The organism is Nocardia sp. NPDC057455 (assembly GCF_042802775.1).
Taxonomy (GTDB): Bacteria; Actinomycetota; Actinomycetes; order Mycobacteriales; family Mycobacteriaceae; genus Nocardia.
Window position 1 is genome coordinate 1 of the sequence record NZ_JBHVDM010000046.1, and the last position, 25,143, is coordinate 25,143.

22 protein-coding genes are annotated in these 25,143 nt (G+C 68.7%); 10 read left to right on the forward strand and 12 right to left on the reverse strand.

Going from position 1 to position 25,143, the window contains the following annotated elements; translation table 11 throughout:
* Positions 1 to 104: 104 nt before the first annotated feature.
* The gene (locus ACFU5M_RS19800) at positions 105 to 986 is read right to left on the reverse strand and encodes a helix-turn-helix domain-containing protein (RefSeq protein ID WP_379051116.1); all 882 of its coding nucleotides are present in this window, start codon (positions 984 to 986) and stop codon (positions 105 to 107) included.
* 95 nt (positions 987 to 1,081) lie between these two features.
* On the opposite strand from ACFU5M_RS19800, the gene ACFU5M_RS19805 reads away from it, so the two are divergent.
* Positions 1,082 to 1,873 carry an SDR family oxidoreductase gene (locus tag ACFU5M_RS19805; RefSeq protein WP_379051118.1) on the forward strand — a complete coding sequence of 264 codons (792 nt, stop codon included), beginning with the start codon at positions 1,082 to 1,084 and terminating at the stop codon, positions 1,871 to 1,873.
* A gap of 1 nt (position 1,874) precedes the next feature.
* Entirely contained in the window at positions 1,875 to 2,951 is a 1,077-nt protein-coding gene (locus ACFU5M_RS19810) for a diacylglycerol kinase (RefSeq protein WP_379051120.1), read from the forward strand.
* A 582-nt stretch (positions 2,952 to 3,533) separates the two neighbouring features.
* Here ACFU5M_RS19810 and ACFU5M_RS19815 read toward each other — a convergent pair.
* Positions 3,534 to 4,586, reverse strand: coding sequence for an aminotransferase class V-fold PLP-dependent enzyme (locus ACFU5M_RS19815; protein WP_379051122.1), 1,053 nt, complete (start codon positions 4,584 to 4,586; stop codon positions 3,534 to 3,536).
* 78 nt (positions 4,587 to 4,664) lie between these two features.
* The gene (locus tag ACFU5M_RS19820; RefSeq protein WP_379051124.1) at positions 4,665 to 5,141 is read right to left on the reverse strand and encodes a nuclear transport factor 2 family protein; all 477 of its coding nucleotides are present in this window, start codon (positions 5,139 to 5,141) and stop codon (positions 4,665 to 4,667) included.
* 242 nt (positions 5,142 to 5,383) lie between these two features.
* Between ACFU5M_RS19820 and ACFU5M_RS19825 the strand changes: the two genes are divergently transcribed.
* The 3 genes from ACFU5M_RS19825 to ACFU5M_RS19835 all read left to right on the forward strand — a co-directional run bounded on the left by ACFU5M_RS19825 (position 5,384) and on the right by ACFU5M_RS19835 (position 7,614).
* Positions 5,384 to 5,644: a three-helix bundle dimerization domain-containing protein gene (locus tag ACFU5M_RS19825; RefSeq protein ID WP_379051127.1), complete on the forward strand. Its 261-nt coding sequence runs from the start codon at positions 5,384 to 5,386 to the stop codon at positions 5,642 to 5,644.
* A gap of 40 nt (positions 5,645 to 5,684) precedes the next feature.
* Positions 5,685 to 6,524 carry an IclR family transcriptional regulator gene (locus ACFU5M_RS19830; protein ID WP_379051128.1) on the forward strand — a complete coding sequence of 280 codons (840 nt, stop codon included), beginning with the start codon at positions 5,685 to 5,687 and terminating at the stop codon, positions 6,522 to 6,524.
* A gap of 286 nt (positions 6,525 to 6,810) precedes the next feature.
* Positions 6,811 to 7,614, forward strand: coding sequence for an expansin EXLX1 family cellulose-binding protein (locus tag ACFU5M_RS19835; protein ID WP_379051130.1), 804 nt, complete (start codon positions 6,811 to 6,813; stop codon positions 7,612 to 7,614).
* A gap of 3 nt (positions 7,615 to 7,617) precedes the next feature.
* Here ACFU5M_RS19835 and ACFU5M_RS19840 read toward each other — a convergent pair whose 3' ends face one another.
* Positions 7,618 to 9,303, reverse strand: coding sequence for an FAD-binding dehydrogenase (locus tag ACFU5M_RS19840; protein ID WP_379051132.1), 1,686 nt, complete (start codon positions 9,301 to 9,303; stop codon positions 7,618 to 7,620).
* Positions 9,304 to 9,305: 2 nt separating this feature from the next.
* The gene (locus ACFU5M_RS19845; RefSeq protein ID WP_379051135.1) at positions 9,306 to 9,944 is read right to left on the reverse strand and encodes a TetR/AcrR family transcriptional regulator; all 639 of its coding nucleotides are present in this window, start codon (positions 9,942 to 9,944) and stop codon (positions 9,306 to 9,308) included.
* A gap of 212 nt (positions 9,945 to 10,156) precedes the next feature.
* Between ACFU5M_RS19845 and ACFU5M_RS19850 the strand changes: the two genes are divergently transcribed.
* Both ACFU5M_RS19850 and ACFU5M_RS19855 read left to right on the forward strand, forming a co-directional pair.
* A complete protein-coding gene (locus ACFU5M_RS19850; protein ID WP_379051210.1) occupies positions 10,157 to 11,161 on the forward strand; it encodes a zinc-binding alcohol dehydrogenase family protein in 1,005 nt (334 codons plus the stop codon).
* A 158-nt stretch (positions 11,162 to 11,319) separates the two neighbouring features.
* The gene (locus ACFU5M_RS19855; protein ID WP_379051137.1) at positions 11,320 to 11,976 is read left to right on the forward strand and encodes a cutinase family protein; all 657 of its coding nucleotides are present in this window, start codon (positions 11,320 to 11,322) and stop codon (positions 11,974 to 11,976) included.
* A 65-nt stretch (positions 11,977 to 12,041) separates the two neighbouring features.
* Here the strand turns inward: ACFU5M_RS19855 and ACFU5M_RS19860 are convergent, their stop codons facing one another.
* From ACFU5M_RS19860 to ACFU5M_RS19875, 4 genes are all read right to left on the reverse strand, one after another.
* Positions 12,042 to 14,072 carry an SDR family oxidoreductase gene (locus ACFU5M_RS19860; protein ID WP_379051139.1) on the reverse strand — a complete coding sequence of 677 codons (2,031 nt, stop codon included), beginning with the start codon at positions 14,070 to 14,072 and terminating at the stop codon, positions 12,042 to 12,044.
* Between the two features lie 301 nt (positions 14,073 to 14,373).
* Positions 14,374 to 16,077, reverse strand: a complete 1,704-nt coding sequence (locus ACFU5M_RS19865; RefSeq protein ID WP_379051142.1) for a bifunctional metallophosphatase/5'-nucleotidase — start codon at positions 16,075 to 16,077, stop codon at positions 14,374 to 14,376.
* Between the two features lie 84 nt (positions 16,078 to 16,161).
* Positions 16,162 to 16,818, reverse strand: coding sequence for a heme oxygenase (biliverdin-producing) (locus ACFU5M_RS19870; protein WP_379051144.1), 657 nt, complete (start codon positions 16,816 to 16,818; stop codon positions 16,162 to 16,164).
* A 107-nt stretch (positions 16,819 to 16,925) separates the two neighbouring features.
* Positions 16,926 to 18,323: a threonine/serine exporter ThrE family protein gene (locus tag ACFU5M_RS19875; RefSeq protein WP_379051212.1), complete on the reverse strand. Its 1,398-nt coding sequence runs from the start codon at positions 18,321 to 18,323 to the stop codon at positions 16,926 to 16,928.
* A 260-nt stretch (positions 18,324 to 18,583) separates the two neighbouring features.
* Here ACFU5M_RS19875 and ACFU5M_RS19880 point away from each other — a divergent pair, with 260 nt between their 5' ends.
* The 3 genes from ACFU5M_RS19880 to ACFU5M_RS19890 all read left to right on the forward strand — a co-directional run bounded on the left by ACFU5M_RS19880 (position 18,584) and on the right by ACFU5M_RS19890 (position 21,721).
* Positions 18,584 to 19,438 (forward strand): LLM class F420-dependent oxidoreductase, encoded by an 855-nt coding sequence (locus ACFU5M_RS19880; protein ID WP_379051215.1) that lies wholly within the window; start codon positions 18,584 to 18,586, stop codon positions 19,436 to 19,438.
* Between the two features lie 204 nt (positions 19,439 to 19,642).
* Positions 19,643 to 20,332, forward strand: coding sequence for a hypothetical protein (locus ACFU5M_RS19885; RefSeq protein WP_379051146.1), 690 nt, complete (start codon positions 19,643 to 19,645; stop codon positions 20,330 to 20,332).
* Between the two features lie 345 nt (positions 20,333 to 20,677).
* Entirely contained in the window at positions 20,678 to 21,721 is a 1,044-nt protein-coding gene (locus ACFU5M_RS19890; protein ID WP_379051148.1) for a hypothetical protein, read from the forward strand.
* Between the two features lie 189 nt (positions 21,722 to 21,910).
* Here the strand turns inward: ACFU5M_RS19890 and ACFU5M_RS19895 are convergent, their stop codons facing one another.
* Genes ACFU5M_RS19895 through ACFU5M_RS19905 form a run of 3 tightly spaced genes read right to left on the reverse strand, consistent with a single transcriptional unit; the run spans position 21,911 to position 25,121 of the window.
* Entirely contained in the window at positions 21,911 to 23,542 is a 1,632-nt protein-coding gene (locus ACFU5M_RS19895; protein WP_379051150.1) for an ABC transporter permease, read from the reverse strand.
* Entirely contained in the window at positions 23,539 to 24,468 is a 930-nt protein-coding gene (locus ACFU5M_RS19900; RefSeq protein ID WP_379051152.1) for an ATP-binding cassette domain-containing protein, read from the reverse strand. The genes ACFU5M_RS19895 and ACFU5M_RS19900 overlap by 4 nt, the downstream gene beginning before the upstream one ends.
* Positions 24,468 to 25,121 carry a TetR family transcriptional regulator gene (locus tag ACFU5M_RS19905; protein ID WP_379051155.1) on the reverse strand — a complete coding sequence of 218 codons (654 nt, stop codon included), beginning with the start codon at positions 25,119 to 25,121 and terminating at the stop codon, positions 24,468 to 24,470. The genes ACFU5M_RS19900 and ACFU5M_RS19905 overlap by 1 nt, the downstream gene beginning before the upstream one ends.
* Positions 25,122 to 25,143: the final 22 nt, after the last annotated feature.

The window sequence follows — 25,143 nt, forward strand, 5'->3', positions numbered from 1 at the left end:
TGGTACTGCACTCGACAGGGTGTGGGAGAGTAGGACACCGCCGGAACATCCTTCACGAAAGGCCCTCGACAACAGTCGAGGGCCTTTCGTCGTTTTATCGCGAATTACCTGCCCTGCCGGTCGGCGGCGAGCGCGGCCGTCAATGCGGTTGCCGCGCTTCGCGTCGCGTGCACGAATTCCTCGCGTTCCGCTCGTGTCGTCGCGGCCCGCAACGGTCCCAGTTGTACTTCGTAGGCCGCGGCGCCGCTCGCGTCGAAAACCGGCGCCGCGAGGTAACTCAGCGGCAAAACTTCCTCCGAATCCAGCTCGGCCCTGGTGAAGGGCCGCGAGGTGAGCGCGGCGAGCTGGCGAAGCGCGCGAGCGCGCAGATGAGGTTGCAGCAGTTCGGATCCCACCGCGCCGAGCAGATCGGCGAGCAGATCGACCATCCCCGCGTCGTCGGCGCGCGGCCGGAAGACGGCCACCCCCCGGTCGCGTACGAGTGCCAGTAACGCACCGGCCATCCGCTGATCCGCCTCGGTGGCGGTGCGCAGCCAGGTGTTCTGCTCATCGGCGGGCCGCCACGGCATCACGCCGGCACCGGCCGGGAATTGGAGCGGAATGCGATGTCCCACCGGGATTCCGGGAACGACGCGATCGACGCCGTGCCGGACGTCGAGCACCGTCAGCCGATCGGGTTCGATGCGGCTGAACGTGGCGCCGTACCCGGTGCGGGCCGCCAGGTCGGCGAGCAGGCCGCCGACGCCGTGCGGGAGGGCAGCCCCGCGCAGACCGGCCAGTGCGGGCCCGATGCCGAAGCCACGAGCCGGGTCACGGGCCACCCAGCCGGCCGCGTCCAGTTCGGCCAGGATCGCTGTCGCGGTCGCGCGTGCGATGCCGAGGCGCTCGGCGATGCCCGCGACGCTGATCGGCTCCCCGGAGGACGCCAGCAGCGAGACGATGTCGACGACGCGACGCGTCGGTGGTGACGCGGATCGGTCCGGCATGGCGGTACCCCTTGTCCCGCTCGGGTGAGCGACTTACGATGTCGAATATTAGATCACGGTATGTCGAATATTCGTCACCAGCGTAGGGAGCGCGAATGATCCTGGATCGGTTCCGAATCGACGATCAGGTCGCCATAGTCACCGGCGCGGGCCGCGGACTTGGTGCGGCGATAGCGGTCGCGTTCGCGGAGGCGGGCGCGGACGTGGTCATCGCCGCACGGACCGAAAGCCAGCTCGAGGAGGTTGCCGAGCGCGTCGCCGCCGCCGGGCGGCAGGCCCACGTGGTGCCCGCGGACCTGAGCGACGCCGAGGTCACGGCGGCTCTCGCCGCATCGGCGGTCGAACGCTTCGGGCGACTGGACATCGTGGTCAACAACGTGGGCGGGGCGCTGCCGTGCCCGCTGCTGGACACGACGCCGCAGGCGCTGACGGACGCGTTCGAGTTCAATGTCACCAACGCGCACGCCCTGATCCGGGCCGCGGTGCCACGCATCCTCGAAACCGCCGGTGGCGGTTCCATCCTGAACATCACCTCTACGATGGGGAGGCTGCCCGGGCGAGCGTTCGCGGCGTACGGCACGGCCAAGGCCGCACTCGCCCACTACACCAAGCTCGCGGCCCTCGACCTGAATCCACGTATCCGGGTGAACGCCATCGCGCCGGGCTCGATCCTGACCTCCGCACTGGAGATCGTCGCGGGAAACGACGCCATGCGCACCGAGTTGGAAACGAAGACGCCGCTGCACCGCATCGGCGAACCCGAAGACATCGCCGCGGCCGCGCTCTACCTGGTGTCGCCCGCGGGCAAGTACCTCACCGGCAAGATCCTCGAGCCCGACGGCGGCTTGATCATCCCGAACCTCGACCTCCCGATCCCGGATCTGTGACATGACATATCGCGTAGTGCAATGGGGCACCGGCAATGTGGGCAGACATGCCCTGGCCGGCGTCATCGCCCATCCCGAACTGGAACTGACCGGCGTATGGGTGTCCGGTTCCGCCAAGAGCGGCACCGACGCCGGGACGCTCGCGGGCCTCGAGCATCCCGTCGGCGTCACCGCCACAACCGACGCGGACGCCTTGCTCGCGTCCCGGCCGGATTGCGTCGTCTACTGCTCGATGACCGACAACCGGCTGTTCGAAGCCGTGCAGGACCTCCAGCGCATCCTGGCCGCCGGGATCAATGTCGTCGCTTGTGCACCGGTGTTCTTCCAGTACCCCTATGGCGTACTACCCGACGAGCTGCTGAAACCGGTGCAGGAGGCGGCGGCGAAGGGGAATTCGTCGCTGTGGGTGAATGGCATCGACCCGGGTTTCGCCAACGATCTGCTGCCGCTCGCGCTCGCGGGGACCTGCCTGCGCGTCGACCAGGTGCGCTGCCTGGAGATCGTGGATTACGCCAGCTATGACAACCGGGCGGTCATGTTCGACATCATGGGCTTCGGCAAGCCCGTCGACGAGATCCCCATGCTGTTGCAGCCCGGGGTGCTGTCGCTCGCCTGGGGCGGTACGGTCCGTCAGCTCGCGGCCGGGATCGGAGTCACCCTCGACGCCGTCACGCAGTCCTATGAGCGCATCCCGGCGCCGGAGTCGTTCGACATCGCGACCGGGCACATCGCCGAAGGAACCGCAGCGGCATTGCGTTTCGAAGTCCGGGGCATGGTCGGGGACGTGCCGGTCACGGTGCTCGAGCACGTGACCCGGCTGCGCCCCGACCTGTGCCCGGACTGGCCACAGCCGGCGCACCCCGCGGGCTCCTACCGGGTCGAGATCACGGGCGAGCCCGATTACGCGCTGGACCTGGTGACCTCGAGCCGCAACGGGGATCATAACTACGCGACCGTTCTGGCAACGGGCCTGCGGATCGTCAACGCCGTCCCCGCCGTGGTCGCCGCCTCCGCCGGAATCCTCACGGCACTGGATCTACCGCTGATCACCGCTCCCGCACAGCGTCTTGGTCACTGATCGATCTCCTTGCTCCAGCAGATGTCCGGACGGCGCAACCGGCGTGGGGCGGTGTCCTGAATCGCGTCACCGGCCGTCACGATGCTCGCGTATCCGCTCATATCGTTCGCGCAGCTCACGACTTCGAGCGGCCAGTTCCCGCGGCTGCTCGGCTTCCGGCCGCCTCCGGCGCTGCTCACGAACTCCCATCACGCACGTCCACACCAGTCCCGCCACGAACAGCACTTATCCCGGCCAGGCCGGCCAAGGCTCCGGACCATAGATAAGCCACTTCCAGGAGCGATCCACCGGCATAGCCGGTCACTCCCGCCGCCGCGAACCACCGCGCATCCATCATTCCCCTTGCGCCTGGGTCGAACACCATCGGTCATCGAGCGTACGGATCGCCGGGCGCGGTCCACGACGAGCAGTGCTGAGCCTCGGCGAGTCTCGCGGCAGATGGCCGCGTGACCCACCGCCTCGCCGACCGGCTGTCACATCGGTGACCGGTTCGGGCTCGGGCCCCGGCCGACGATCGGCCTCACTCGCGCCGCTTCTTCGGTCCGCCGCTGCCCAGCCGTGCGGGCAGGGGCCGCTGCGGGGCTATCCTGCGCGCAGTGCGGACAGTGCCCGCTCGACGTCGTCGGCGCTGTTGTAGAGGTGGAAGGCGAACCGCAGCCCGCCGCCGCGCGCCGAGGCAATCACCTCGGCCTCCGCGAGCCTGGGCGCCAAATCCCCCGCGCCGGGCACGGAGACGATCGGCGAGTCCGCGTCGACGGGCTCGAAGCCCAGTTCACGCAGGCCGTCGCGGAAGCGGTCGGCGAGTGCGAGGTCGTGCGCGCCGATCTTGTCGACGGTGAGTTCCTCGATCAGCGACAGTCCGGCCTGCGCGGCGAGAACGCCGAGCCAGTCGGGTGTCGTGTCGAACCGCCGTGCCGTCGCGGGTAGCGCGACCGGGCGGTAGAGCTCGGCCCAGCGGTCCTCGGCGGCGTACCAGCTCGAACCGACCGGACGCAGGTGCGGGACGAGGTCGGGCGGTGTGGCGAGGAACGCGACGCTGCGTGCGCCGATCAACCATTTGAAGGTGGCGCAGACCCAGTAGTCGGCGTCGGTGAAGCGCAAGGGCAGCCAGCCCGCGGCCTGGGTGGCGTCCACCAGCAGGCGCGTGCCGTTGGCCCGGGTGACCGCGCGCAGCTCGGCCAGATCGGTGACGCGGCCGTCCGCGGACTGGACCACGCTGACGGCCACCAGCGCGGTCTCCGGTCGCACGTGCGCGGCCAGTTCTCGCAAGGGCACGAAGCGCACGACGAGGTCGTCCCGGTACACGAAAGGCATTGAGACGGAGGAGAACTCACCTTCCGGCAGCAGGACCTCCGCGCCGGGGGGCAATGCGGTGGCGACGGGGCCGATGAGACCGGCGACACCGCTGCCGAGCGCGATGTCGTCGGCGGTCGCGCCGTCGAGCAGCCGGGCGAACCCCGCGCGCAGGTCGGGTGCCAGTCGATCCACCTCGGAGGTCGGTGCACCGCGGCCGGACGCCCAGCTCGCACTCGCGTCGCGCACCGCGGCCAGTGCCCGGGCGGAGGGCAGACCGAAGGACGCGGTGTTCAGGTAGGTGGTTTCGGGAGTGAACTCGTCAGGCGCAAGGGAGGGCATGCTCGCAGCATCCGCCGGACCATGCCGGTCCGTCCAGCGCCACCGGGCTGATAGTGGACCGATTTCCGTGCCCGGTGGTCACTTCTCCGCTGCCCACATATTGGACAGCAATTGGAAGCTGGGCGTGTCCGCCAGCGACTGCATGGATTCGTAGATGCGGCGATAGCCGGTGGAGGCGATGCGCCATGTGCCGTCGTCGTCGCGACGGTAGGTGTCGGTGTAGTAACCGGCCCCTCGGATCAGCACCCTGTATTCGGTGGCGATGACGGTGTCCTCGAACGCCCAGGATCCCGTGGCCGCCGCGCCGTCGACGCTGATCTCCGGGTGGTTGGCGATGTGTACCGAGACGATCGAGGGGCCGAGATTCTCCCGCATGAACGCGGTGATGGCGTCGCGGCCGTCCAGGTGCAGCGGTTCGCCCATGGCGTGCGTGCCGTAGCGTCCTTGCGCGTCGACGGTGAGGGTGTCGGCGAACTCGTCCCAGTCTTTGAGGTCGAGGCTCCGGAAGTAGCGGTACTTCAGCTGGCGGACGGCTTCGATGGCGTCGAGATCCATCCGTCGAGCCTGGCACGTGCGGCCGTCACAGACAAGAACGCGTTCTACTTTGTCGGAGATCGGCGTCTGACAGCGACGGATGGCGCCACTCGGGAGGTGAGGGCCGGGACCGTTCGCGGTCGCGGAATCGGTGATGAGAGGGTGTCGAACCAGCTCGACCGGGTACCCGTAGGACAGGTGTTGCCGTGTGACCGCGACAGCGCCTCAGGTACCGATCTCGTCACGACCAGGGGAATCTTGCGATGACCGACACTCCTGCTACCCACGACCCGAACCAGCAAACCCCCCTCGACCAGGGACTCGCCTTGAAAGCTGCCGCGCAGCGCTTGGAGGACGAATTCGACGGCGTCGCCAGCGAAGCCGCGATCGAGGATCATCTGCACTCGTCCTACGACCGTTTCGCCGACCACGCCACAGTCGTGAACTACCTGCCGCTGCTGGCCGAGCGGTACACCCGCGAGTGGCTGTTCACCCTCGCGGATTCCGCGCACGGGTCCGCCTAGCGGCCTCTAAGCTCTACGCGAGTGCGCGTGGAGGTTGGCAATGACGGTCGAGGTGATGACCGATCCCGAGCCGGGGGAGTTATGGACCGGGTCTGGACAGGCAGCACGGCCGGGTCAGCCCCCGGTGTCGATGATCGAGCGGATGACGCTGATACTGGAGGCTTTCGACGGCGCGACGCCTGCGCTCACCCTGGTCGAACTGGCCGAGCGCACCGGGCTGCCGCGTTCCACCGTGCACCGCATCCTCGACCAGTTGATCCGGCTGCGCTGGCTGGCGCACGCGCCCGGCGGGTACCGGCTCGGTTTGCGCAACTTGGAGCTGGGCGGACTTGCCGCGGAACACAACGAGATTCGTGACGCGGTGAGTCCGCTGCTGCACGATCTGTGTCAGCAGACCGGAATGGTCGGGCACCTCGGCGTTCTGGACGGGCGCGACGTGTTGTATCTGGACAAGGTGGGCGGCCGGTTCGCCGCGAGTGTGCCCACCCGGCTCGGCGGCCGGATGCCCGCGCACAGCACGGCCCTGGGCAAGGCGCTGTTGGCCACGTTGGACCCGACCATCGTGGAGGCCTCCTTCCGGGATCGCTTGCCGCAACTGACCCCGCGCACTCTCACCGACAGCACCGAACTGCATCGGGAACTCGGTCGTATCCGTAATCGCCAGGGCGTCGCTGTCGACAACGAGGAGTGCGTACCCGGTCTCGCGTGCGTGGCCGTGCCGATTCGCGGGCGCGGCGCCGCGGTGGCCGCGGTCTCGCTGTCGGGCCGGACCGGTTCCGAACCAGGGGCGCCGGACGCCGCGCGGCTGGCCCGCGCGCTGGCCGAGGTGGCCCAGGAGGCGGGACGAAACCTTTTCCCCCGGCACGCGCGCAGGCGCTGACGTCACCGCGAGCACGGTGGTTTCGCTCGAGCCGCACCGGATCATTTCCGATCGGCCGGTGCCGTTGCCGGGTGGAAAGGCGAAATTAGCGGTGTGCTTGCTGAATTGCGCGTCTTTCACAGTGAAGAATTTTCGTTCGCGCTGCGCCCGAGCGGTGGGGCTGCTTTCCTGGTGAGGTCAGGATGGACAGTCCGCGAGCAGGTGAGCCGGAGTCGGGGAAGCGATGCACCGGGTACCGATACAAGAGCGGCCATTTCGTTCCGAGTGGCTTTGGTTTGCGGCAGGCGTGCTGGCCACCGTCGCGGTGGGCGTCTGGCTGGTGCGGCCGTCGGCGCCCGCCTGCGTCGCGGCGGATCCACCGCACGAGGCGTCCTCGCCGTTCGGATATCCGGTGACCGCCATGACTTTCGCGCCGATCGGGCCGGAGACCTCCGTGGAGGCGCGCTACTTCGTGTTCGGCAAGCAGGTGTCGTGTTCCTTCCGCGAGCTGCCGCCGGACGGCTTCTATGCCGGGCTGTCCACCCCCGACTTCGGGCACGCCGACCTCTGCGGGGCGTTTCTGGACATCGCGAGTCCCCGCGGGTCGGTCCGGGCACTGGTGGTCGACCGCTGTCCGGCATGCGCTCCCGGACAACTGGAGCTGAGTGCGGCGGCGTTCGCGCGGATCGCCGATCCCGCCGACGGAGTGGCGCGGGTCGGCTATCGCCTGGTCCGCGACCCGCAACCGGCGCAGGAGCTGACCTACGAGGTTCAGCCGGATTCGTCCGCGTCCTGGTTCGGCGTCCTGTTCGGCGGCTCCGGAAATCCGTTGCGTGCGGCGGCTGTCCGGCCCGCCGCGGGCGGTCCGTGGCGACCGCTGATCCGACGGGCCGACAACTATTGGACCCTCTCCGGCGCCGGGCCGGGCCCGTTCACCGCGCGCGTGACGGACGTCTACGGCAACGAGGCCGAGATCACCGATGTCATGGTGGAGCCGGGGCGGTACGCGACGCGGACCCGGCTCTATTCCGGCGCGCCGTCGTTCACGTCGGCGCCGGTCCTCGCCACCTCGACCGGGCCGACCACGGTCGCCTCCCGCTGCGGGCGGTAGCGATCAGGCGAGTTCCGCCGCCAGCGCACGCCCCGCGGCCCGGCCGGAGAAGATGCACCCGCCGAGGAAGGTGCCCTCCAGCGCGTTGTACCCGTGCACGCCGCCACCGCCGAATCCGGCGACCTCACCCGCCGCGTACAGACCTGGGAACGTCGTGCCGTCCGGCCGGATCACCTGAGAATTCAGGTCGGTCTGCAAGCCACCCAAAGTTTTCCGGGTGAGGATGTTGAGCCGCACGGCGATCAGCGGGCCCGCGGCCGGATCGAGGATCCGGTGGGGTTTGGCGACCCGGCCCGCCTTGTCGCCCAAGTACCGGCGCGCGTTGTCGATCGCCATCAGCTGGCTGTCCTTGCTGTACTTGTTCGCCAGTTGCCGGTCCCGCGCGACGATCTGGCGTTCCAGGTCGTCGTAATCCAGCCGGGGGCCGCGAGCGATCTTGTTCATGCCCTCGACCAGTTCACGCAGCGTGTCGGCCACGACGAAATCGACACCGTGCTGCTTGAACGCCTCGACCGGCCCCGGCGCACCCTTGGCGACGCGGCTTTTCAGTGTGAGCTTGAGATCTTTGCCGGTGATGTCCGGATTCTGCTCGGAGCCCGACAGCGCGAACTCCTTCTCGATGATCGACTGGGTGAGCACGAACCAGGAATAGTCGTGACCGGTCTTCAGAATCTCCTTCATCGTCGAGTTGGTGTCGAATCCGGGGAAACACGGTGCGGGCAGCCGCTTTCCGTTCGCGTCGAACCACATCGAGGACGGCCCGGGGATGATCCGGATCGCGTGATCGGGCCAGATCGGGTTCCAGTTGACGATGCCTTCGGTGTAGTGCCACATGCGATCCCGGTTGACGATGGCGCCGCCCGCGGACTCGGTGATCGCGAGCATCCGGCCGTCGACGTGCGCGGGCACGCCGGAGATCATGGTCTCCGGGCACGGACCCAGCCGCTCGGTGGGCCAGTTGCGCCGGATCAGCTCGTGGTTGTGGCCGATGCCGCCGGAGGTCACGATCACGGCCTTGGCGCGCAACTCGAATTCGCCCACTTCGGTCCGCGACGAGGCGCGTCCCCGGTCCAGATCGGTGTCCTCGAGCAGCGCGCCGCGTACGCCGACCACCGCGTCGTCCTCCACGATCAACTCGTCCACCCGATGGCGGAAGCCGAATCGAACCAGTCCGCGCCGCTCGCCTTCGAGGACCGGCTCGGCGAAGACCCGGACCACCTCGGGACCGGTGCCCCAGGTGAGATGGAAGCGCGGCACCGAGTTGCCGTGTCCGTCGGCGCGGTCGCCACCGCGCTCGGCCCAGCCGACCAGCGGCGTCACCCGCAAGCCGAGGTCGCGCAGGTACTCCCGCTTCTCGGTGGCCGCGAACCGCACATACGCCTGTGCCCACTGCCGGGCCCACTTGTCCTCGTCGTCGCGGTCGAACCCGGCCGAGCCGAGCCAGTCCTGCAAGGCCAGATCGTAGGAATCCTTGATGCCGAGGCGCCGTTGCTCCGGGCTGTCGACGAAGAAGAGCCCACCCAGCGACCAGAACGCCTGACCACCGAGATTGTTGCGATTCTCCTGGTCGAGCACGTGCACCGTGCGGCCCGCCTTGACCAGTTCGTGCGTGGCGACCAGGCCGGCCAGCCCGGCGCCTACGACGAGAACGTCCGCCTCCGGCGAAACCGCGGGACTGCTGTGGGACATGTTCATCCTTCGGTTGCGGTGCTGTAGGCCAGCACGACGTGGTGGAAGAGTTCGGTGCGGCGCTCGCGCACGGCACGGCTGCCCGGTTCCATCAAGACCTGCACGCTGGTTCCGTCGTGGACGGCGATGAGCGCTTGGCCGAACGCCTCCGGGTCCGGCACGGTGCGGCCGCCGCGGGCGAGCGCCGCGACGATGGTGGGCATCAGGGCCGCGACGATGGCTTCCTCGCGGGCGGCCATCACCCGCCGCAGCGCGGGGGTGCGCAGGGCGTGCGCGGTGAATTCGGCGGTGATCCGGTACCAGCCCTCGTCGACCGGCACCGCCCGTTCCAGTCGCCGGACGGCGGCGCGTACGTCGTCGGCGCCGTCGGCGGCGATCTCGTCGAGAATGGCGCTCGCCTGGGTGAGCATCGCCGTCGAGCGCTGCTCCCACATGGCCAGGAACAGCTCGTCCAGCGAGCTGAAGTTCGAGTAGAACGCCCCGCGGGTGAATCCGGCGCGCTCGCACACCCGCTCCACGGTGGCGCGCCCGAAACCCTCCTCGGCGAACGCATCGTAGGCGGCGGTCAGCAGCCGGTTCCTGGTTTCGGCGCGGCGGCGGGTGACCCGGGCGGGTGCGGCCTGCGTGGCCTCGGACGCCATCGGACACCTCCTCGGTTCGGCCTCCACCGGGCATCGGATACAGAAATGTACTCGATACAGAAACGTATCAGACGTCGGTCGGCGGTGTGGGCGAATCCGCCGAGTAAGGTAATTCCGGCGCATTCGGCTCGGCCGGGGATGCCCGGTCGGTGTCGATCCGATCGGTGCGAGGTGATCCGACGATGAACCAGGTCCGCCCCGGCACGACTTCGATGCGGTGCTGGCGGGTACACAGACCGGGCCCGATCGATGGCGGCCCGCTGCACCCGGAGCGAGCATCGGTCCCGGAACCAGGTCCCGGCGAACTGATGGTGCGTGTGCTGGCCTGTGGCGTATGCCGGACCGACCTGCACGTAGCCGAAGGCGATCTTCCGGTGCACCGCGCCGGGGTGGTACCGGGACACGAGGTCGTCGGCGAGGTCGTCGCGATCGGGCAGGGCGCGGAGGGGGAGGGCTTCGCGGTGGCGGACCGGGTGGGCATCGCCTGGCTGCGGCACACGTGCGGGGAGTGCAAGTTCTGCCTGCGCGGCGCCGAGAACCTCTGCCCGCATTCGGCCTACACCGGCTGGGACGCCGACGGTGGCTACGCGGAATTCGCCTGTGTGCCCGCGGCGTACGCGCTGCGCCTGCCCGCCGGCTACTCCGACGCCGACTCCGCCCCACTGTTGTGCGCGGGCATCATCGGATACCGGGCGCTGCTGCGGGCCGCCGTGCCGCCGGGCGGGCGGCTGGGAATCTACGGCTTCGGCGGCAGTGCCCACATCGCCGCCCAGGTGGCCGCCGCCCGGGGAGCCCAGGTGCACGTGATGACCCGCGATCCGGCGGCGCGGGAGCTCGCGACCGCGCTCGGCGCCGCGTCGGTGCAGGGCGCGGCGGATCCGCCTCCGGTGCTGCTGGATTCGGCGATCCTGTTCGCGCCGGTCGGGGACTTGGTGCCGCCGGCGCTCGCGGCGCTCGATCGCGGCGGAATCCTCGCCATCGCCGGTATCCACCTCAGCGACATTCCCGCGCTCAACTATGAGCGGCATCTGTTCCAGGAGCGCGAGATTCGGTCGGTCACCGCGAATACCCGCGCGGATGCTCGGGAGTTCCTGGCTTTCGCCGGTGACCACCGGATACAGCTGACCACGCACGGGTACTCCCTGGACATGGCCGATCGGGCGCTGACCGATCTCGCGCATGGACGATTCACGGGCGCAGCGGTTCTCGTGCCGTAGCGACTACGGAGAACACGATTCGGCGCTGACTCCGTATCGGTCGAGTGGAGTTCCTTGACGGCCTCCGGAGCTGTTCCTACCTTCGCGGATATAGCCGAGTAATTGTCACTGACAAGTGTCGCCCGGCTGTCTCACAACGGCGTGAGTAGGTGAGTACGATGGCCAACCGGAAGGTAATAGTCTTCGAAAAGTGGCGGGTAGTAGAGGCATTCGCGGTGCTACTGCTCGTCGCGGGGTTCGGGGCGGCGACGGGATTGCACGCATGGGCGACGTCCTGTGCTGCGGTCGACGTGGTCGTCGCCCGAGGTACCCACGAACCCGGGTATCTGGGGGCGGTGGTGGGCGACCCGCTGTATGACGCACTGTGGCAAGCACTTCCGGTCGATTCGCAGGCATATCGGGTGGACTACCCCGCCGATCTGCTCGACCCGTCCTCGATCGGCCGCGGCACCCAGGACATGACCGCCCATGTGATGTGGCAAGCGGCGCGGTGCCCGGACCAGCGGTTCGTCCTGGTCGGCTTCTCGCAGGGAGCCGTCGTGACGCACGGGGTGCTCGGCACCGGCATCGTGACCGCGCTCGGTGGCATCCGCACACTGCCCGCCGATCTGGAATCCCGGGTAGCCGCGGTGCTGTTGTTCGGCGACCCGATCCGGCTGATCGGCTGGTCTGTGCCGGAGCAATACGCCTGGCGGACCGGAAACTACTGCGCGAGCGGTGATCCGGTATGCGAGGGCGGCATCCGTCCGGCCGCGCACACGGACTACCGGTGGGCCATGTGGCCCGCCGTGGAGTTCGCGGTGTACCGGATGTGACAGCGCGGACCGGGAAACCGCGGGAGTGGGGCCGACCGAGGTCGGCCCCACTCAGCTGTGCGTAGCTACCACTGCAAGCCCGGGACGACACGCGCGACGCGCGCCGCAGGGGTGGGCAGTGCCATGAGCGGCATGATCACCGGGGCCAGCACGGAGAGCGCGCCGCCGCTAGGCGCAGGCTCGGCGGCGGGCGATGGATCGGCCGGACGGCGGTCCGCGTCGCCCCGCGCGGCGCGAGACTCCCCGAACAGGCGGTAGCCCTGGTGCATGATCTGACGCTTCACCGACGGCATCAGCAATTCGACCGCTTGGGCGAAGGTGCCGACCGGCGTGTCGATCCGATGCGGACGGTCCTCGAGCGCGCGCACCACGATCGCGGCCGCCTGGTCCGGATCCGGCACCGGAAGCGCGCGGTACAGGTCGGTCGGCGCGATCATCGGAGTCCGCACCAACGGCATCCGTACCGAGGTGAACGTGATTCCGGCATCCCGGTTCTCCACCGCCGCGATCTCACTGAAGTTGTCCAGCGCCGACTTGCTCGCCACGTAAGCGGCGAACCGGGGCACCTTGGTCTGCACCGCGATCGAGGAGATGTTGACCACGTGCCCGAAGCGGCGCGCCCGCATCGACGGCAGCAGTCCGAGGATCAGCCGCACGGCGCCGAAGTAGTTCACCGCCATGGTGCGCTCGAAATCGTGCATCCGGTCGGTCGAGTTGAGCACCGAGCGGCGGATCGAACGGCCCGCGTTGTTCACCAGGTAGTCGACGTGGCCGTGGTCGTCGAGGACGCACTGCACCAGCTTCTCGACCGCTTCGGAGTCGGTGATGTCGCACGGATAGGTGTGCGCGACACCGCCTTCGGCGCGCACGGCGTCGGCGGCGGCCGCCAGGTCGTCGTGCCCGCGAGCGACCATCAGGACCGTGGCGCCGCGGCGGGCGACGGCGTGCGCGGTGGCCAGCCCGATACCGGAGGACGCGCCGGTGATCAGCACGACCCGTCCGGCGAGCGGGTCGCCGGTGATGGACACGCGTCCGCGCTGTGGATCGAGGTGGTCGCGCCAGTACTGCCACAGCCGCGCGGCGTAGCTGTCGAACGACGGTACGGTCAGGCCGCAACCGCGCAGTTGGGCGCGGGTGGAGTCGCTGATGAACTCCGCGGAGAACGAGGTGTGCGGAGCGACTTCGGCCGGGATGCCCACTTGGTCGAGCAGGAAATCGCGCACGGCGGTGACGCCGGGGATGTGCGCGAGGCCACTGAGCGCCATCCCGCTGCCCGGCACCGTGCCGACGCCGGTCGGGGCGCCTGCCGCGGCGGCGAGCGCGCGATACACATCGCCGAACGGCTGCGGTTCCGGATTGACCAGGTGGAAGGTGCGTCCGTCCAGGCCGGGGCGGCGGATCAGCTCCGCCATGGCGGCCGAGACGTAATCCACCGGAACGATGTTCGTGGCGCCGAGATCGGGGAGCGGCAACGGCAGGTCGGACGGCAGCGTGGCCAGCCGCGCGATCGCGCCGAAGAAGTAGTAGGGGCCGTCGATCTTGTCCATCTCGCCGGTGCGGGAATCGCCCACGATGATCGCGGGGCGGTAGACCCGCCAGCGCACGTCGCGCGACTCGCGGACGAGCTTCTCGGCGGCGAACTTGGTGCGGTGATACGGCGAGGTCAGCCGCTGCCCCAGGTCGAAGTCCTCTTCGAAGAACTTGCCTTTGTGGTCGCCCGCCACCGCCACGGAGGAGACGTGGTGCAGCACCGCGCCCAGCTCGCGGGCCAGGGCCAGCACCGAGCGAGTGCCGAGCACGTTCGCCGCGTGCGCGGTGTCCTCGTCGGCCGTCATGTCGTAGACGGCGCCCAGGTGGACCACGTGGTCGGCCCGCGGCGCCTCGCACGCCAATCCCAGGCCCTCGGCGGTGAGATCACCGATCAGCGCGAAGACCCGTTCGGCGCCGCGCCAGCCCGCCGCGATGTCGGTGAATTTCGCCAGCGACGTCTCGCGCACCAGCACGTGGACGATCGCGTCGGCGTCGCGATCCAGCAGGTCCTGCACGACCCGCCTGCCCAAGAATCCGGTTCCGCCCGTCACGATGTAAGTGGCCATCGCACTCTCCTGCTGCTTACTCGAACCATGTTGTCGCACAAGTCATCCGGCATGCGGCAATGGATGCGGACAGCGTTGATTCGGCCCCCAGCGACAGACGTCGGGCCGAAAGTAGGAACACCTTCGTCCTGACTTATTACTGAAGAGTAATGGACCGCGTGTGGCCCCGGCAAGCGATCATGGCCCGTGCGGCCTGTGGGGCTGGTCACCGTATGTGCAGGTCAAACGGTATGTGTTACAAAGATTTCCAGTTACTCACGTTCTGGTCGAGTGTCCAGCAACCTTGTGGCGTCCGACGCGACTACTTCTTCTCGACCCGTGCGGGCGGCGACTGCAGCGGCGGCTTGTCGCGCAGGAACGTCTCGAAGGCATCCAGGTCGGTCGGGCCCACCGCGGTATCGGCGCCCTCGGCGAAAACGGTGAATCCGTCACCGCCCGAAGCGAGGAAGTTATTGGTCGTGACGCGATAGGTGGCGACCGGGTCGAGTGGCTGACCTGCGATGCGGACGCTGTCCGCGATCACCTTCGAGCCCTTGGGCGCGGTATCGGAGTAGGCGTACCCGATGCCCGCGAGGGACAGGATCGTCGGTTTGCCGGGGTTGTTCCACTGCTGTTCCAGCAGGCGCAGGATCTGGGTGCCGGTGAGCGTGAGCGTGACGACCTGGTTGCCGAACGGCTGCACGGTGAACAGGTCGCCGTAGGTGATCGGTCCCTGCTTCAGATCGGCGCGCACGCCACCGGGGTTCATGAAGGCGGCCACGGCGGCGGCCGGGCCCGCGGTGACCGACAGCATGGAATCGGCGATCACGTCGCCCAGCGGTGAGGTGCCCGCGGGGCCCGGGTCGTGCGGCAGGGCGTTCGCGGTAGCGCCGACCACGCGGCCCGCGCGAGGCCGGGACTGCTCGGTGTAGAAATCGATCAGCGCGGTCGTCGGGGCATCGGGTGTCACCTCGCGGGTCACCACTCGGTTGACCGCCGCCGCTTGCACGCCATCGCTGCCGAAACGCAGCGTGACGTCGGTGACGAGCCGTCCGTAGGACGATGCCTGGGTGATGACCTTGCCCCCGATGGTGCACACGTAGGGCTGGTGACTGTGGGCGGTGAACACCGCCCGGACCGCGGGGTCGACGCGCTCGGCCAGCCCGGCCACGTTCGGGGTGACGTTCGCGCATCCGTTGTAGTCCAGTGGTGCGTCCCGCTCGGGCCGCTGGGCGCCGCCGTCGTGCACCAGCGCCACGATCGCCTCCGCGCCCGCCGCTTTCATCTCCGGCACGTAGCGGTTGATCGCGACGGCCTGGTCGCCGAACAGATATCCTCGGATACCCTCGGGAAGAACGATATTCGCGGTGTCGGGCGTGACGGTGCCGACGACGCCGATGCGGTGCCCACCCACCTCCAGCAAGGTCCACGGACGCAGTGCGGGTGGCAGGTTGCCCTGCGCGTCGGTGACGTTCGCGGCCAGGTAGGGGAACCTGGCGCCGGTGAACGGAGCGCCGGGAGAACATCCGTCCCACGCGCACCCGCCTTGCTGCAAGCGCGCCAACTCTCTTACGCCGTCGTCGAATTCGTGGTTGCCGACCGCGGAGGCGGCCACTCCCACATGGTTCAGGAAGCCGATCGTCGGCTCGTCGTGGAACAGGCTGGAGACCAGCGGGCTGGCCCCGATGTTGTCTCCGGCGGCCAGTACGGCGCTGGACGGATATGCGGCCTTCAGGCGTGTCAGATGGGTCGCGAGATACGCGGCTCCGCCCGCGTCGTAGGAGCCGATCCTCCCGTTGGACCCGCTCGGTGGCTGCAGATTCCCGTGCAGATCGTTGATGCCGAACAGGTGCACTTCGTCGGGCTGCGCGGGACGCAGGTCGTTCGTCGAGATCAGGGGCACGATCTGGGCCGCCGTCGATGAGCCTGGCCCGGCGCCGGGGTCGGACGTCGTGCCGCAACCCCCCACCAGACCGACACCGACAAGACCGGCAAGAACCACGGCGATGCGACGGCGCGCTCTCATACCATGACTGTCCCACGTCCCCGGCGTTCGCGCAGCACGGCCGAAAAGCCGCGCGACGCAGCACGATGCGCCACGGCCGATCCGCTACTGAGCGGCGGGGAATTCCTCGGCGAGTTCCTCGAAGACCGCGGTGTTCATCGCGAAGGCGCGCTTGCCCTCGTCGAGCACACGGCGGCGCTCCAGATCGTCGAGCGGCAGGCGATCGAGCAGGCCACGGTATTCCCGCTTGAACGCCGCGGGGTTGCCGACGCCGTCGAAGACGTAGAAGCGGACGCCGTCGCCACGATGCGGGAGGTTCCACAACTTTTCCGCGGTGCCGCGGATGACCTGTCCGCCGGACAGATCGCCGAGGTAGCGGGTGTAGTGGTGGGCGATGTAGCCGGCGGGCCAGTCGCGCGCGCACGCATCGATGCGCGCGGCGTAGGCAGCGGTGGCGGGCAGCGGTTGCAGGCCGGTACTCCAGCCGGGTCCGAGGAGATGCGCGAGATCGCGTTCGAGTTCCGCGGTGCGGGCCAGCTCGGGGCGGATGAACGGTCCGGCGACCGGATCGTCGGCCAGCGTCTCCCATCGCTGTTCGAGCGCGCGGTAGATGAACCAGAGCTGGCCGGTGTAGCGGTGATACGAGTCGACGCCGAGGGATCCACCCAGCATGTCGCTCATGAAGCGGGAATTCTCCGCCTCCGCGTGCTGCTGCGCGGTGGCGCTACGGATCTGCGTCGAGAACGGATCTGTTTCCGGCATGCCCGAACCACCTCACCTCACACCGGGGCCGCCATCGAATCGCGCCGCCCTGACCAGTTCGATAAGAGGTTACCGGGCGGCCGTTCGGCGCGCATGCACCTCGCGGCTCAGTGCGCGGACGCCGAGCGGCGGCGACGCCGCACGATCGGGCGGCGCAGCGAGCCGAACCGGCGCAGTATCCGCGGCCTGCGTACGGTGCGGTCGCACCACTCGCCGAGGGTGACACCGGCCGCCAGCGCGCAGCCGATACCGAAGGCCGAAAGCAGCTGGTTGGCTCCGATCAGCAATTCGTCGTTGAGCAGGGCGTAGAGCCCGCGGTAGACCTTCAGGCCGGGCAGCAGCGGGGTGATACCCGCGACGGCGACGACCAGCGGGGGAGTCAGCGATCGGCGGGCCATCAGGCCACCGGCCAGGCCGACCAGCGTCGCGGCGGCGCCGGAGGAGATCACCGGGCCGAATCCGGCTTGCTGGACGAGCAGGAAGCAGATGATGCCCGCGGCGCCGCTGCCCGCCGCGGCGGCGAGGGCCCGGCGCTCGGCGTAGCAGGCGAGCGCGAACGCCAGGGCCGCCACCGCACCGGCCAGGATCTTCACCGGCAGGTCGGTGATGTCACGCGCGGAGCTCAGATAGACCGGTGGCACCGTGGCGTCGAGGAGGTCGGCGATACGCAGGGTGAGTGCGATGCCCGCGATGATGCCGCCGGTCATCATCATCACCTCGAGCATGCGGGCCGTGGCGGTGATGGGGGCGCCGGTGATCGCGTCCTGCACCGAGCCGACCAGTTGCAATCCACTGAGCAGCACGGTGATCCCGGCGGCGATGATCAGGGTCGGATCGGCGTCGATCCGCAAGCGCGCGGCCAGGCTCGCCAGCACGATGGCCGGGATCGCCGCGATGGCGCCGCCCACCATGTGCTGGAAGAAGAACGGCAGCCCATAGCGATTGAGGACGCGATTGGTGCGGTCGATCGCCGCGGTGGTCGCGAAACTGACCGCGGCGACGAGAGCGCCCGCACCGAGCAGCGCGGCGATCGCCGCCGCCATCAGCGACCACGCGGCGGTGGCGGTCCACCGCTGGTACGGGTGCGGCGCCGAGGTGATCGCGTCGAGCGCGGCGCGGGCCTGGTCCGGGGGGACCACTTCGTTGCGGATCCGGCGGGTCAGCCGGTCCACGGCGGCCAGCCGGGTGAAGTCCAGGGCGCGGTAGTGCACGATCCGCATGGTGCTGGCAGGCGGCCGCGCGGGCCCGCGGTCGGCCCAGATGCGGATGGCGTCGTAGGTGACGTCGATGCTGCAACGGGACAGCCCGTAGGTGGCGGCGATGAACCGCACCGTCGTGGTGGTGTCCACCACGCCGGTGCCGGAGGCGAGCACGACCTCGCCGACCCGGACCGCGAGATCGAGGACTTCGGCCACTCTGGCGTCGTCGGTGAGATCGATCGGCTGCAACGGCGTCGGCGCGGTGACGATGGTGTCCGCGGTCGCCTGCCGGTCCGCCACCAGCATGCCGACGGCCTGGGTGACGACGGGTATGGGCCGAGCGCGCCGCAGGCGAAGCCCGCGACGCCAGCCGAGGTGATCCACCCGACCGGTGGTGACATCGCCTGCGGAAGATGCGTCGAGACTCATGGACGCGAACCTAGTCATCCGACGTCTTCTTGGCATCCGCGCGGGTCGCGGCGGGCGTGCCAGTCCCGGAGACCCCTGGATGCGACCGGCGAATCGTGGTAGAACTTGTTCTAATTTCGGCGATGGGAGCGCGTACGGTGCGGTACGGAATCGTGTTGTTCACCAGCGATCGGGGTATCACCCCCGCGGATGCGGCGGTGGCCGCCGAGCGTGCCGGTTTCGACACGTTCTACGTCCCCGAGCACACCCACATCCCGGTGGTCCGGGCCGCGGCGCACCCGCGCACCGGAGATGCGAGCCTGCCCGACGACCGCTATCTGCGCACCCTGGATCCGTGGGTCGCGCTCGGCACCGCCGCGTCCGTGACCGAGCGCATCGGGTTGTCCACCGCGGTGGCGTTGCCCGCCGAGCACCATCCGATCACGCTGGCCAAGACCATCGCCTCGCTGGACCATCTGTCCGGCGGCCGGGTCAGCCTCGGCGTCGGATTCGGCTGGAACACCGATGAGCTGGCCCACCACGGTGTGCCCGCGGGCAAGCGCAGGACGGTGCTGCGGGAGCATCTGGAGGCCATGCGCGTGCTGTGGACCGAAGAGGAGGCAGGCTTCGACGGCGAGTTCGTCACCTTCGGCGCCAGCTGGTCCTGGCCGAAGCCGGTGCGGAAGCGCATTCCGGTCCTGCTCGGCGCGGCGGGCACCGAGAAGAATTTCACCTGGCTGGCGAAGTACGCCGACGGATGGATCACGACGCCGACCGAGGACGGCTTGGACCAGAAAACCGATCTGCTGCACCGGGTCTGGCGCGAGCACGGGCGCGCCGACCGCCCCGAGATCGTCGCGCTCGCCGGTCGGCACGACGCCGGGCAGCTGGCGCGCTGGGCCGAAGCCGGCGTCACGGAAGCGGTTTTCGGGCTGCCCGACCGCCCGGCGGAGGACGTGCGGGCCTACCTCGCCCGGTTGGCCGGGAAACTCGGGATCGAGCACACCGAGTGACGCGCTGAAATCGGTGGACGCCGAGGCGAGAACAGACGCACTCACAGCCGTCAGCCGGTTCGGCATATCGCCGCACCGCTCTACTCGGCGGCGACGCGCTCGATCCGATCGGCGCGGCGTCGTGCGCATCGGCTACAGCCGCGTCCGGACCGAGGATCAGCGCGCCTGGCTATTCGAAGAGCTTTCGCGACGTAATTTGAGTTCATGGATGACGAGACCTCTGCGCCGAAAAGGCTTCAAGAGTCCGCCAGTCCGGCCGAACCTTCGGCGCCGGCCTCTTCGCTCGACTTCGCGGAACTTCGGCGCAGTCTGCGAATCGCGACACGCAATGGGCGATATGCGCTGGTCACCGCGGTCACTGCGGCGGTGATCTCAGCTGGGGTATCAGCGTGGGCATCCACCCATGTGAGTAGCACGGAGATGAACCGACAGGAGCGCTTGGCGGCTGCGCAGGCAGTGCGCAAGGATCGCCACGAAGCGTATGTCGCTTATGTCGCGTCTGCGATGGACTTCGCCGCCCAACTGGGTCGGATCCATGCCGCGCTGGAAGCCCGCCCACCCGTCTATGCCACCATCTCCTCGGAATTGAACAACCTTCAGCAACCACTGCAATCGCATATGCGTGCCGAAGCCGCGGTGCGGATCGTGGGCAGCGAGATGGGCCCGACCCTCGCCCGCCGCGACCGCGAGCTCAGCGCACTCATGTTCGAGCCCGCCGACTCCTCCTTGATGGTCGTCGAAAATCACCTCGGCCAACGACCGGGCGCACTCACGGACGACGACGAGTGGCACCGAGTCGCGGCCGTTGCGCTCGCGGCGATCGAGAAGTACACGAACGACATCAGCATCAACGACATCGCTGAACAAGCGAGAGCTGACTTGGGGGTCGGATGATCTCAGGTGGCCGGTCGGCCACCGCGCCTGCTACGGCCGACACGGTCGGCCGGCATTCCCGCTCATGGGAATGAGGCACATTTCCTACCGGGCATTCTCGGTGATAGCTGCTGGCAGCTTCGAGTTCGGAGGCAACAAGGGGTCGGTTGTGTGAGAAGGATTCCCGCTGTCGATCAGCTGGTCGATCGCCTGATCACGGCGATCGGGAAAGCCGGTCCCGGTGCTGGACATCCGCTGAGGAAACTCGCCGAGGTGAGTCGGACCGGGGCCGCGGAACACGAGCACGGTGATGTCGCATCCGCTCCGCGGATCGCTGATCGCTCGGGGCACAACGATACGTCTACCATGGCAATGGCCTCCTACACCGACGGCCATCGGGGTGTGGACGCGGTGCGGCGCGATCCCCCTCGGTCCCCTCTGATGGCCCCACCGCCGGATCGGGAGACGCTGGACAGAGCAAGTGACGTGGTCGACGCGATGATGCGGAGGCGGTTCGGCGACCGGGAGCCGTCGCGGATCGAACTCGAAGACCTGTACCAGGAGAACATGTCCCTGGTGGAACAGTACGTGCACGTCGACAAAGGGATAGAACGGCTGGCGAGACAGCTGGGCCGCAGCACCGACGAGGTGCGAGCGCACATGCGAGACGAGTTGCGCACGTTGCTGCACGACAAGCCGGTAGCCATCCGGATCCGCGCTGATTCCTTGATCTCAGTGCTCGATGAGGGGCGGTACACCTCGCGGCGGACACCGGGAGGCGAACGTGCCCTCGCCGAGCACGAGTGGTTCGGCAGCGAGCCGACCTATGGGTACGTCGCGATCGACGGAGTGCGTCCGAGCGGGTTGGGCGATGACGAGTGGGCGGGGACCGACGCACTGAACGAATGGGGGCGCGAACAGATCGTCCTGAAGCCCGAGGTGCGCGAGCGTTGCACTTTCACCGTCGGTGATTCGCTGATTCACAAGTCCTATTCGGTGCCGTCTCCGCTGACCGATCCGCTCGAATGGTCCTACGGCGTTTCCACCGAGCACACGGCGATGTCCGGCCTCGACCGTGACTATTCCGGACAACCATTCCGATCCCGCTGCTTCGTGGAAGCGCAGATCCACGGGGATGTCACCGTCGACGACATCGATTACGTCGCTCTGCACAAGGAACCGAGTGAGTCGCTACAAGCGGCGCTCGAGCGATCCGGTGTCGACTGGCGTGTGACGAACAACAGTACGATCGCAGAGCACGGAAGCATGACCGAACGCGCAGCGGCACTCGAACGCGCTGAAACAGATCTGAACTTCCTGAGAAACAGTTCAGGTGAACAGGCCGCGGAAGGCGTCCACGAGCTGCTGCAAGATGTCCACCAGCTCAGAAACGCCACCGGGTCGACCTGACTCGTCGCGATCCAGAAGCGGGTGAATCCCGGCATGGTCCTTGGCGAAGGTTCGCCTTGCGAGGTCGCACCGCACGGCAAATCGGTCCCGGTAGCCGTATCGGCCGACCGCGCCGCGTTGCGAGCCGAACTGCCCCGGCAAGGAAGTGGCCCGCGCCAGAAAGTTTCGCGCGGGCCACCGAGCACACCGTCAGCGCAGGTCGCGTCGGCGGAACGCCGCGATCCCGACACCGAGCAGGACTGCCGCGGCCGCGAGCAGCCACAGCACCGGCAGGGCCTGGAATTCGGCGCCGGGCACCTTCGGCGGGTGGACGAACGGCACCAGGTCCACCATCCATTGCGGCAGCCCGTCCAGCGAACCCACGAAGAAGATCACCACCATGGCGCTGAGCACACCCCATGCGACCGGGGCGAACCGTGGTGCGACACCGTAGAGGGCGACCGAGATGCCCGTGACGACCCAGACCGCGGGCACCTGCACGGCGGCGGCGCCGATCGACTGGCCGAGTTTCGTGCCGAGGTCGCCGCTGGTGGCGCCGTAGACGATGCCGATCGCCACACCGGAGACCAGCAAGGCCGCGGCCGGCCCGAGCAGTGCGAAGCCGATGTGGCTCAGCGCATATCGGACGCGGCCGACCGAGCCGGACAGAGTGGCCTCGACTCGGGCGCTGGTCTCCTCGTCGTGCAGCCGCAGGGCGGAGGAGATCGAGTAGGCGGACGCGGCCGCGGCCAGCATCGTGATCGCGTAGGTGATGAACGACTGCTGCAGCTGCTGGGAGCCGCCCATCCGGGTGACCATGTCGCGGATGGACGCGCTGCCGTCGAGCATGTCGCCGACGCTGTCGACCGCGCCGCCGATCAGCAGGCCGTACAGGGCGAAGCCCACCGTCCACGCCAGCAGGGTGCCGCGCTGCAACCGCCAGGCCAATCCGAACGGGCCGGACAGGACGGGCGCCGCGGCCGACGGGCCGGGGCGCTCGGCGATGAGTCCCGAACCGACGTCGCGGTTACCGAGCAAGGCGTACGCCAGCGCGGTGCCCGCCACCGCGAGGGCGGCGAAGGGCAGCAGCACCCACCAGCGTTCCTCGGCGTACGGGCGGATCTGCAGCGACCATCCGATCGGCGAGAGCCAGGACAGCACGCCGTTTCCCGCGTCGCCGACCGCGCGCAGGGCGAAGGCCGCGCCGAGGGCGCCGAAGGCTACGCCGCGCGCCACCCGCGCACCGGCGCTCACCTGAGCGGCGACCGCGGCGATCGCCGCCCAGACGATGCCGGACGCCGCGAGGGCGGCGCCGAAGGCCACCGATCCCGCGGCGGGCAGGTCGGCTGCATACAACGACACCACGCACACGATCCCGGCGAGTATCGCCCCGGTGTAGGTCATGATCAGGGTGGCGGTGAGACCTGCGAAACGCCCGATACTGGTGGCGCCCACCAGTTCCGCGCGCCCGGTCTCCTCCTCGACCCGGGTGTGCCGGATCACCGTGAGCACTGTCGCGATGGCGATCATGGTGTACATGGCGCCGGCTTTCCAGGTGCCGATCGAACCGAGCGCGGAGCTGAACACCGGACCGTACATGGCGATCAGCGCGGGGCTGTCGGCCGTGGTGCGGGCGAAGCTGTCCAGGGACGCTTGGTTGTCGTACAGATCTTTGATGCTGACGACCTGGAACGCGGGCATCAGGCCGATGAGCAGGGTCCACAGCGGCAGCACGATCCGGTCGCGCCGCAGGTAGAGCCGCAGCAATCGCCCGGTGCCCGCGAAGTCGCGGGATACGCCGAATGCCGGCGCCGCGGCGCGGCCGGCGATGGCGGTGGTCATGCTCGCACCTTCTCCCCGGTGGCCGCGGACGCGGCGTCGTGGCCGTCGACGTGGTAGTGCCGCAAAAACAGCTCCTCGAGCGTCGGCGGCGTGCTGGTCAGGCTGCGCACGCCCGCGTCGCCGAGCACTCGGATCAGCTCGCCGAGATGCTCGTTGTCGACCTGGCAGCGCAGCGTGTGGTCGTCGAATTCGATGTCCGCCACACCCGTGATGCGGCTCAGATCTCCGACGTCGCCTGCCAATTCGGCGGTGATCGACGTGCGCGAGAGGTGGCGCAGGTCCGAAAGCGAGCCGCTCTCCACCGTGCGACCGGCCCGGATGATGGTCACCCGGTCGCAGAGCACTTCGACCTCGGACAGGATGTGGCTGGACAGCAGGACGGTCGCGCCGCGCTCTCGCGCCTCGTGCACGCACTCCCGGAAGACCTGCTCCATCAGTGGGTCCAGACCCGAGGTCGGCTCGTCGAGCAGCAGCAGCCGCGCGCCGGAAGCCAGTGCCGCGACCAGCGCGACCTTCTGGCGGTTGCCCTTGGAGTAGGTGCGCGCCTTCTTGCGGGGATCGAGGTCGAAGCGCTCGATCAGCTCGTCGCGTCGTTTCTCGTCCAGACCGCCCCGCATCCGGGAGAGCAGGTCGATGGTCTCGCCGCCCGACAGCGACGGCCACAGCGTGACATCGCCCGGTACGTAAGCCAATTCGCGGTGCAGGGCGACTGCGTCGGCCCACGGGTCGCGCCCGAACAGCCTGGCTTGCCCGCCCGTGGCGCGTAGGATGCCGAGGAGTACCCGGATGGTGGTGGACTTTCCCGCGCCGTTCGGGCCGAGGAAGCCGTGGATCTCGCCCTCGGTGACCGTGAGGTCGAGGCCGTCGAGTGCGGTGACGTGACCGAAAGTCTTGCGGAGGCCGCGGACTTCGATGATGTCGGACATCACTTCTCCTTGGTGAATGTGTCCAAGATCGTGGAATCGGTGAGCAGCCCTTGGGTGTAGAACTCCAGGGCCGGTGGGGTGAGTTCTTCGGTGAGCTCGCGAATCGCCTTGCGATAGTCGATCTTCTCGTCGCGGTGCTGGCGCATCTGCATGTACAGCATGGTCGCGCCGACGTTGAGCATCATCAGGTACCGGGCGCGTGCCGCGGGGTCGCGGCTCGGCTTGATCGTTCCCGCCTCGACCGCCTTCTCGAGGTAGCCCTCGGCATCGGCGGCCATGTGCTCGAACAGTGATTCCGCCATCGGTCCGCCCGACTGCAGGCTGCGCACCATGTAGGCGACCAGGGGCGCGTACGACTCGATCTCGGAGAGGGCGTCGAGCATCCCCGCCTTGACCGAAGACGCGGTGATCGCCTTGACCTTCTCGTCGCGGATCAGCTGCAGGACCCGGTCGTCGCAGGCGGCCCGCAGGCCGTCTTTGGAACCGAAGTGATGGTTGACCAATCCGGGCGAGACGCCGGCGGCGGCGGCGATCTTGCGGACACCTACCTGGAATCCGTGCTCGCCGAACACCTCTATCGCGGTATCGCGAATGCGGGCCGCGGTGGTCAGATCCTCGGCGGATCCTTGCGGAACGGGCTGTTGGTTAAACACATGTTCAGTATATTAAACAGGT

Excerpts from the sequence above, each read along its gene's own strand:
- ACFU5M_RS19800 (WP_379051116.1), bottom strand. The coding sequence starts at position 986 with ATGCCGGACCGATCCGCGTCACCACCGACGCGTCGCGTCGTCGACATC.
- ACFU5M_RS19805 (WP_379051118.1), top strand. The coding sequence starts at position 1,082 with ATGATCCTGGATCGGTTCCGAATCGACGATCAGGTCGCCATAGTCACC.
- ACFU5M_RS19810 (WP_379051120.1), top strand. The coding sequence starts at position 1,875 with ATGACATATCGCGTAGTGCAATGGGGCACCGGCAATGTGGGCAGACAT.
- ACFU5M_RS19815 (WP_379051122.1), bottom strand. The coding sequence starts at position 4,586 with ATGCCCTCCCTTGCGCCTGACGAGTTCACTCCCGAAACCACCTACCTG.
- ACFU5M_RS19820 (WP_379051124.1), bottom strand. The coding sequence starts at position 5,141 with ATGGATCTCGACGCCATCGAAGCCGTCCGCCAGCTGAAGTACCGCTAC.
- ACFU5M_RS19825 (WP_379051127.1), top strand. The coding sequence starts at position 5,384 with ATGACCGACACTCCTGCTACCCACGACCCGAACCAGCAAACCCCCCTC.
- ACFU5M_RS19830 (WP_379051128.1), top strand. The coding sequence starts at position 5,685 with ATGACGGTCGAGGTGATGACCGATCCCGAGCCGGGGGAGTTATGGACC.
- ACFU5M_RS19840 (WP_379051132.1), bottom strand. The coding sequence starts at position 9,303 with ATGTCCCACAGCAGTCCCGCGGTTTCGCCGGAGGCGGACGTTCTCGTC.
- ACFU5M_RS19845 (WP_379051135.1), bottom strand. The coding sequence starts at position 9,944 with ATGGCGTCCGAGGCCACGCAGGCCGCACCCGCCCGGGTCACCCGCCGC.
- ACFU5M_RS19850 (WP_379051210.1), top strand. The coding sequence starts at position 10,157 with ATGCGGTGCTGGCGGGTACACAGACCGGGCCCGATCGATGGCGGCCCG.
- ACFU5M_RS19855 (WP_379051137.1), top strand. The coding sequence starts at position 11,320 with ATGGCCAACCGGAAGGTAATAGTCTTCGAAAAGTGGCGGGTAGTAGAG.
- ACFU5M_RS19860 (WP_379051139.1), bottom strand. The coding sequence starts at position 14,072 with ATGGCCACTTACATCGTGACGGGCGGAACCGGATTCTTGGGCAGGCGG.
- ACFU5M_RS19865 (WP_379051142.1), bottom strand. The coding sequence starts at position 16,077 with ATGAGAGCGCGCCGTCGCATCGCCGTGGTTCTTGCCGGTCTTGTCGGT.
- ACFU5M_RS19870 (WP_379051144.1), bottom strand. The coding sequence starts at position 16,818 with ATGCCGGAAACAGATCCGTTCTCGACGCAGATCCGTAGCGCCACCGCG.
- ACFU5M_RS19875 (WP_379051212.1), bottom strand. The coding sequence starts at position 18,323 with ATGCTGGTGGCGGACCGGCAGGCGACCGCGGACACCATCGTCACCGCG.
- ACFU5M_RS19885 (WP_379051146.1), top strand. The coding sequence starts at position 19,643 with ATGGATGACGAGACCTCTGCGCCGAAAAGGCTTCAAGAGTCCGCCAGT.
- ACFU5M_RS19890 (WP_379051148.1), top strand. The coding sequence starts at position 20,678 with ATGGCAATGGCCTCCTACACCGACGGCCATCGGGGTGTGGACGCGGTG.
- ACFU5M_RS19895 (WP_379051150.1), bottom strand. The coding sequence starts at position 23,542 with ATGACCACCGCCATCGCCGGCCGCGCCGCGGCGCCGGCATTCGGCGTA.
- ACFU5M_RS19900 (WP_379051152.1), bottom strand. The coding sequence starts at position 24,468 with ATGTCCGACATCATCGAAGTCCGCGGCCTCCGCAAGACTTTCGGTCAC.